Genomic DNA, 8,447 nt, shown 5'->3' with positions numbered 1-8,447 from the left:
TTGGAGCTGAGACAATGGAAGCTAAAAACCATGAACAAAACCAAGAGATAAAACTCTTTTATACAGAGACTTACGGTTGCCAGATGAACCTTAACGACTCTGAGCGTCTGGCTGGGCAATTAAGGACAATCGGGTATGAAGAAACCGAGAATGCTGGCAAGGCTGACTTAATTTTGATAAATACCTGCTGTGTCCGGGAAAGTGCTGAGAAGAAAATCCACGGCCGAATTGGTGAGATGAAACGGCGTAAACTTATTAATCCTAATATAATTATTGGTGTTGTTGGTTGTATGGCACAAAAGGACAAAGAGAAAATAATGAAAAAATTCCCTCATGTCAATTTGGTTATGGGTACACACAATACTCATCAGCTTATTGAACTGATTGCGCAAGTAGAACAGAGCCGCGAACCAGTATTGGCTGTATGGGATCAGGCTGAGCGTTTAGCGCCTGATGTTCCCACTGTGCGCAAAGGCCAGATATCGGCCTGGGTACCTATTATGTATGGCTGCAACAATTTTTGTACCTATTGTATTGTTCCTTATGTCAGAGGACGCGAACGAAGCCGCCCTCTTGAGGATATTGTGGCCGAGATTCGACAATTAGGGCTTGATGGCTTTAAAGAGATAACGCTACTCGGTCAGAACGTCAATTCCTATGGTAAAGATGGTGAGTTGCAGATTGATTTTGCCGATCTGCTTCAGGCGATTGATCAGATTGATACAATTGCCCGTATTCGCTATATGACGTCCCATCCGCGCGATATGAACGATAAAGTTATTGAAACTATCAAAAATAGTAAAAAGATTTGTGAGCATTTCCACCTGCCTGTCCAGTCAGGAAATAATGATATACTTAAACAAATGAATCGCGGCTACACTACCGAATACTATCGCCAGCTTGTAAACAAAATCCGTCAGGTTATTCCCAATGCCAGCCTGACAACTGATTTAATAGTAGGATTTCCAGGTGAAAATGAAGAACATGTTATAGAAACCTTGGAATTTATAAAAACGATCAGGTATGATGCCGCTTATACCTTTTTATATTCACAAAGATCCGGAACACCGGCTGCTAACTATCCGGATCAAGTGCCTCTGCCTGAAAAAAAAGCCCGTCTTAATCGACTGATGGCTATTCAAAATGAAATTAGTCTCCAGATAAATAAACAACTTGTTGGTCATAGTGTAGAAGTGCTTGTTGAAGGCCCCAGCAAAAATGACGAAAACAAGCTAATGGGGCGAACCCGCACCAATAAAATTGTATTGTGGGAGAAGAGTGGGGGGGAAAAACCCGGCGACTTAGTCAATATCCAAATTGCCACTGCTCAAACGTGGGTCTTAAAAGGCTGTTTGGTTTAACGTCTAATGGGAGAGGAGAAATTTACAGCATGGCAATAAGCTATACCCCGATGTTGGAACAATACCGGGAGGTAAAGAGCAGACATAGTAGCGAAATACTGTTTTTTCGGCTAGGCGATTTTTATGAAATGTTTTTTGAAGATGCTGAGATAGCATCACGTGAATTAGAGATTACCCTGACCTCGCGTGAGGGTGGCCAAAGTACCCGGGTGCCTATGTGCGGCGTACCCTATCATGCAGCTGATAACTATATCGCTAAACTAATAAACAAAGGGTATAAAGTAGCTATTTGTGAACAGGTTGAGGACCCAAAACAGGCCAAAGGTATTGTCAGACGGGAAGTTGTCAAGATTATTACACCAGGTACAATTCTGGCTGAAACCTCACTGCCTGATAAAGCGAATAATTACCTGGCACTCCTATATGAGGAAGCCGATGAATTATGTTTGGCTGCGGCTGATATCTCAACAGGTGAGTTTGTATGGGCGATATTTTCTGGCAATTCCCGGGCAAATACTGTTTGTGACCAATTGTATCGCCTCCTCCCGGCAGAATTAGTGCTGGCAAGTAAACTTGAGGGATTTTCTAGCATAAGCAGCTTTTTGGAACAAAGAGTGTCTGCTTGTGCCATTACCACACTAACTAATGCTGACCTTACTCTGGTGTCAGAGTTGCCGGAAAAGCACTTTGGCGGCGAGGAACTACCTGACAGTCCGGCGGCACAAACTGCAATCGGCTATCTGCTATACTACCTGCATTATACCCTGAAGAGTGATCTTTCCCATATCAATAAGCTGGCAAGGGTTAATACCCAGGATTACTTATTGTTAGATGCGTCTACATTGCGCAATTTAGAGATTACCCGCAATATGCGCGATGGTGGACGTAAAGGCACACTGCTGGCTGTTTTGGATTTTACAAAAACCGCGATGGGCAGTAGGCTGTTAAAGAAATGGCTGGAGTTTCCATTGTTAAATCCTATTTCAATTACTAAACGCCAGGATGCAATTGCCGATTTGCTTGATAAGCGGGCAGTCCTTGAAGAATTAAAAGAGCTCCTTGGCGATATATATGATTTTGAACGCATTCTAACCAGAATCGAGGTAGGCAGCGCCAACGCCAGAGATTTGACGGCACTTAGAACATCGCTGTCAGTGCTGCCTGAGATAAAAACAAAACTGCAAGTATGCCAGTCAGACCAGTTAGCAGGTATTGGTATGGCGATCAGAAGCCATGTAGATGTAGCTAACATGATTGCCACCGCGATTGCGGATAACCCGCCGTTTGGTGTACGTGATGGGGGTATCATCAGAGCTGGTTATGACTTAGAGTTAGACGAACTCAGGAATATTGCCCGGGATAGTAAGCAATGGATTCAGGATTTGGAATTGCGGGAACGGGAAGCTACAGGCATTAAGTCGCTAAAAATAGGGTATAACAAAGTGTTTGGGTATTATATTGAAATAACTCACGCCAATACCGGAGCTGTACCGGCAAACTATATCCGCAAGCAGACACTCGTTAATGCTGAACGCTATATAATGCCTGAACTCAAGGACTTTGAGACAAAGGTGCTTGGGGCACAAGAAAAAATAGTAAATATTGAATATCAGCTATTTACTGGTATCCGGGATTACATAAAAGAACGCATTAGTGAAATTCAGCAGACAGCAAGACAAGTCGCCCATTTAGATGTAATTATGTCGCTGAGTGATGCGGCTGTGCGCTATAGTTATACCCGCCCTAATCTGAATCAGAATAAAGAACTTGTTATTAAGGATGGCCGCCACCCGGTTGTTGAGAGGCTTTTAACTGGTGAGATGTTTGTACCTAATGATACCGAACTAAACCACCGTGACAGTGAAATAATGATCATTACCGGCCCTAATATGGCTGGTAAGTCTACTTATATGAGACAGGTAGCACTGCTTACGATTATGGCACAGACAGGCAGCTTTATTCCTGCGCGCGAAGCCTCAATCAGTCCTGTTGACCGGATCTTTACCCGGGTCGGTGCCAGCGATGATTTAGCCACAGGCCAAAGTACCTTCATGGTTGAAATGACTGAGGCGGCGCAAATCATCAAATTTGCAACTGGCAATAGCCTCATTATCTTAGATGAAATCGGCCGCGGTACCAGTACCTTTGACGGAATGAGCATTGCCCGTGCTGTTGTTGAATATATAAAAGATAAGGTTAAAGCTAAAACCTTATTTGCTACTCATTATCATGAGCTTACCGAACTAGCTGAATATAGCAAGGTAATAAAAAATTATTCGGTAGCTGTTAAAGAACGCGGTAATGATATCGTATTTTTGCGCCGGATAATACCGGGTGGCGCTGATAAGAGCTACGGTATCCATGTTGCCCAGCTTGCCGGATTACCTAAACGCATTATTGAACGGGCGCAACAAGTTTTGCTGGAACTAGAGCAATGCAAAGGAAGTACTGACCGCATCCCGTCACCTGTCAAACTGCCAGGTAATAAGCATAATGCGGTTGCTACCGTATCCTTGTTTAGCTCAAGCATTGCCGATGAATTATTGGCGATTGATGTAATGACACTTACGCCGTTAGAGGCGCTCAATACATTATATAAGCTGCAAAATAAAGCCAGAGAGGAAAGCGGAAGCTTATGAGCGAGCAGGTAATTCATGTATTAGATGAAAACACTGCCAATAAGATTGCTGCAGGTGAGGTTGTTGAGCGACCGGCTGCAGTGATTAAAGAACTTGTTGAAAACTCAATCGATGCCGGCAGTAAGAATATCGAGATTGAAATCATCGATGGTGGTACGAAATTTATCCGCGTTACTGATGATGGGAAAGGTATGAGTTATGAAGATGCGCAACTTTCGGTAAAACGTCATGCTACCAGTAAAATTCGTACTGCTGAGGATCTGTCTGCAATAAATTCACTGGGCTTTCGCGGGGAAGCCTTACCTAGTATTGCTGCTGTATCAAAATTTACACTGACGACCCGTTTGCTTGATGACGCATTGGCAAGTTATGTGGAAATCCATGGGGGCATACTTAATGATGTCCGTGAGGCTGGGGCGGGATGTGGTACTACGGTTACCATTGCCGATTTATTCTTCAATACCCCGGCCCGCCGCAAATTTCTGAAAACGCCTTCAGCAGAAAGTGGTCATATCAGTGACATCGTAACAAAACTATCGATGTCTCACCCTCAGATTGCATTTAAATTACTCAGTAATCAGCGGCTGGTACTGTCAACAAGCGGCAGTGGGCGGTTAACTGACACAATTGCCGATATCTATGGGCATAAAGTCGTTCCGGAGCTGTTACCGGTGGAATATAGCAGCGATGGTATTGCTGTGTCTGGCTATGTTGCTAAGCCTGCATTACTTAAAAGCAGTCGTCAGTGGCAGACATTTATGGTTAATCAGCGGGTAGTAAATAGCCGAATGCTGGCCAAGGCATTGGATAATGCATATTTTTCATTATTGCCGAAAAATGGCTATCCTCTGGCTGTGCTTGATATCCACATCCCTGTTGAATCAATTGATGTTAATGTGCACCCGCAAAAAAAAGAAGTTAAGTTCAGTGATGATCAGAAGATATATAAAGCAGTATATAAAGCAGTGTCTTCTAGCCTGGCAATGCCTGCATCACATACTCAAGCTGCTGCAACAATTCAGTTTGCACCACTTAGCCAGCAGCCAAGAGCTTCTGGTACTACTGAACAGCAGTACCACAGCAATAATCAGCAGGCTGGCTCGAATGGGTTTGCCGCTACTATAACCGAGAATTCCCGCCAATGGTCACCAGCTTTATGGCGGGAAGAAAGCATTGCATTTTCGGATGTTAGACAGGCTATCAAACAAGAGGAACAGCTCATCGCAAGGGATGAGGCCACTTCCGGGAACAATGCAGCCTGCCAACTGTATCCTTTGGGGCAGATTGACTCCTGCTATATTGTGGCACAGGGACCGGATGGCCTTTATATTGTCGATCAGCATGCCGCTCACGAGCGAATACTTTATGACCGTATGAGTCGGGCCAAAGGGCGTGTACCAGTCCAGCAACTGTTGGTAGCGCAATTTCTGGAATTTACCGCTGGCGATTGCGACATCATTGTAGAAAGTCCGGATATCTTTTATCAGCTGGGCTTTACGCTTGAACAGGTTGGCTCAGATACGATGCGGTTGATTGAAATGCCTGTTGATATTCCTCTGGCTGATGCTGAAGCGGTATTGCGGCAAATTTTAAAATTGATTGCAGAGATGCATCAACCTACTGCGCAGGAATTGCGCCACGCCTATCTTCAGATGGCAGCATGCCGCAGTGCCATTAAAGCAGGTGATACGCTTAATATGCGGCAGATTCAGGCTTTGATCAGCGAACTATATACAACAGACTTGCCATATACCTGTCCGCATGGTCGGCCGACTATCGTAAGATTTGGCCCAGAAGAGCTAGCGAAAATGTTTAAACGAACATAGGTGATTCATATGAGCTTAATTGTCACAACTGCCCAGCGGCCTTCAAATGATATTATTCAAACGGCAAATGATATAGCTGCCCGACTGGGTGTGCCGTTTATTCCCAGAAACCGGTACTCGCTTGCTGCTCTTAGGGAAAAATACGAGGCCTGTGATCTTATTGTGGTTGCTAGTAATGGACCAATCATACATACGGCTGCCGGCGACTACTTTTTTCATTTAAGTATGGCTGAGCTGCGCATAAAAAACTTAATAAATGGAAAACATGACCATATGGTGAACGCAATGGGGCTTACGGCCGGGATGTCAGTTCTTGACTGTACATTAGGCCTGGCGACAGATGCCATTGTTGCCAGTTTTGTGGCAGGCGCAACCGGTAGTGTGACTGGGCTTGAAAGCTCTCAGGTAATTGCTTTGATAACCGGATATGGCCTGCAACACTTTACGGTTGATTCTGACGTGGATATTACAAGCTCGCTGCGCCGGGTAAAGGTGGTAAACGCCGATTACTGCCAATACCTTAAAAATCTGCCTGACAATAGTTTTGACATTGTTTACTTTGATCCTATGTTCCGTAATCCCCTGTACAAGAGTTCTAACGTAAATCCAATTAGGACGCTTGCCGATATGAGTCCGCTTACGCCGGGAGCCCTAAAACAAGCTTGCCGGGTTGCCAAACAAAAAGTCGTAGTTAAAGAGGCCGCCGGCAGTAGTGAGTTTGCCCGATTGGGATTATTTACAGCTGTTGGCGGCAAGTACAGCAGTATCAGATATGGGGTTATCGATTGTCGGCCCAAGACGGGTGGTGGAGGCCAACCATGGAACGTTTAATTGTAATTGTTGGGCCCACTGCTGTAGGAAAAACTCAAATAAGTATTGACTTGGCAAAAAGATTAGGGACTCAAATAATCTCAGGCGATTCTATGCTGGTATACCGGGGGATGGATGTTGGTACCGCTAAGCCTGATATTGCTGAGCGCAGTGGTGTGGTGCATCAGCTTGTTGATATCCTTGCCCCCTGTGAAGAATTTAATGTTGTCGATTTTCAGCGCTATGCTCAAAAACTAATTACGCAAATCAATAATGACGGACATATTCCAATCTTAGCCGGTGGTACAGGTCTGTATATACGGGCGTTGCTTGAGGGTTATCAGTTCAACCAGGCGCCAAGCGATGAAGGGCTTCGGCAAGCGCTGATTGAGATGGCAGAGCAATATGGGAATCAATATCTGCATACTAGATTGGCTCAAGTCCAGCCGGAAACGGCAGCCAGACTGCATCCTAATGACCAGCGCCGGGTAATTAGGGCATTGGAAGTTCATTATTTGAGTGGTGAGACTGTCTCGCAGTATAAGGTTGCATCGAATAAACTCTTATATGACGCTGTTGTTGTTGGCCTTACTATGGAGCGTGCTGCTTTATATGAGCGGATCAATAGACGAGTTGATATAATGATGAAACAGGGATTGGTAGACGAAGTAATGAGACTCTTGCAACAGGGGGTTGCACCTAACTGTCAGGCGATGCAAGGCATTGGTTATAAGGAAATTGTTGAGCATCTTACTGAGGGGGAGGATTTGTTAAGCTCTATTAACAAGGTAAAACAGGCTACCCGCAATTTTGCTAAGCGTCAAATGACTTTTTACCGGCGTATGCCTTATATAACATGGTTTGATGTTGATGATTTCGATAATTACGATAAAATATTGGAAACAATTTACAATCATGTTGCAGGAAAGTTTTGTCTAAGGTAAAATAGATGTCAGTAGAACATCAATACGGAGGGATTTCATTTGACTAACAAAGTCATTAATCTGCAAGACAGTTTTTTAAATCAAGTACGAAAAGAAAACGTGCCGGTAATTATATATCTGGTTAACGGATTTCAATTACGTGGAGCCGTAAGGGGCTTTGACAATTTTACCGTAATAATCGAAAATGATGGTAAACAACAGTTGGTTTATAAACATGCTATCTCGACGGTAACCCCTTTTCGCCCATTGTCTGCCAACCTGCATGACAAGAAGGATGAAGCTGTTAAAACTGACAAATAAGAAATCTGTCTTGCAGTACTCCAGGTGTAAACCTGGGGTACTTTTTCATGTGCCGCTGGCAGGGGCACTTAATCCCTGCCGCAAAAGGACAATTAAATTAGTCATTTATTAACCTTTGTCAGGGGGAAGCTTCAACCAAAAAGCCTGAGCTCTTAATTATGCCCTAATGCCCGTATAAGGCTTACTACAGCGTTTGTAAGGTTGTGGACAGGGAAATGCCTGCAATGCCAGCCAATGCCCATGACAGGCGTCGTGACCTTGCTATGAGCGATGGGTAATTCTTGTCCAAGAATTACCCGGCCGCTGGCCAATTTGATTAATACGAAAAATCGGCTAACCTAAAAGGCTTAGCCGATTTTTGTAATAGGGCCAATGTAATTTATTTGATTACCATCATTTCAGTAGCTTTAACCAACGCCGTAACTTTGTCTCCTGGGGCTAGGTTTAAATCCTCTACAGAATCTACAGTAATAGCTGCTACTAGTTCGCTGCCTTTATAATCCATAACGACTTTGGCCATAACGGTACCCTTAATAACTTCTTTTACAGTTGCTTCCATTTTGTTTC

General features: G+C 44.1%; 7 protein-coding genes. 6 read left to right on the top strand and 1 reads right to left on the bottom strand.

The genetic code is table 11. The features are described 5' to 3' along the window. Positions 1-14 precede the first annotated feature (14 nt). The 6 genes from miaB to hfq are packed head-to-tail and all read left to right on the top strand — an operon-like array spanning position 15 to position 7,880. The gene (gene miaB / locus VN379_RS22190) at positions 15-1,361 is read left to right on the top strand and encodes a tRNA (N6-isopentenyl adenosine(37)-C2)-methylthiotransferase MiaB (protein WP_325537943.1); all 1,347 of its coding nucleotides are present in this window, start codon (positions 15-17) and stop codon (positions 1,359-1,361) included. A gap of 29 nt (positions 1,362-1,390) precedes the next feature. Next, positions 1,391-4,000, top strand: coding sequence for a DNA mismatch repair protein MutS (gene mutS / locus VN379_RS22185; RefSeq protein ID WP_325537941.1), 2,610 nt, complete (start codon positions 1,391-1,393; stop codon positions 3,998-4,000). Next, positions 3,997-5,826 (top strand): DNA mismatch repair endonuclease MutL, encoded by a 1,830-nt coding sequence (mutL, locus tag VN379_RS22180; protein ID WP_325537939.1) that lies wholly within the window; start codon positions 3,997-3,999, stop codon positions 5,824-5,826. Before mutS ends, mutL begins: the two co-directional genes overlap by 4 nt. Before the next feature lie 9 nt (positions 5,827-5,835). After that, positions 5,836-6,657 carry a class I SAM-dependent methyltransferase gene (locus tag VN379_RS22175; protein ID WP_325537937.1) on the top strand — a complete coding sequence of 274 codons (822 nt, stop codon included), beginning with the start codon at positions 5,836-5,838 and terminating at the stop codon, positions 6,655-6,657. Then, a complete protein-coding gene (gene miaA, locus VN379_RS22170) occupies positions 6,645-7,580 on the top strand; it encodes a tRNA (adenosine(37)-N6)-dimethylallyltransferase MiaA (RefSeq protein ID WP_325537935.1) in 936 nt (311 codons plus the stop codon). The genes VN379_RS22175 and miaA overlap by 13 nt, the downstream gene beginning before the upstream one ends. A gap of 39 nt (positions 7,581-7,619) precedes the next feature. Then, entirely contained in the window at positions 7,620-7,880 is a 261-nt protein-coding gene (gene hfq, locus VN379_RS22165) for an RNA chaperone Hfq (protein ID WP_325537933.1), read from the top strand. Positions 7,881-8,259: 379 nt separating this feature from the next. On the opposite strand, the gene VN379_RS22160 is transcribed toward hfq, so the two are convergent. Beyond that, a partial coding sequence (locus VN379_RS22160; protein ID WP_325537931.1) for a TOBE domain-containing protein occupies positions 8,260-8,447 on the bottom strand: 188 nt, incomplete at its 5' end.

The sequence above is a fragment of the Sporomusa sp. genome (assembly GCF_035561255.1).
Taxonomy (GTDB): Bacteria; Bacillota; Negativicutes; order Sporomusales; family Sporomusaceae; genus Sporomusa.
This window is presented reverse-complemented; position numbering and strand designations above follow the sequence as displayed.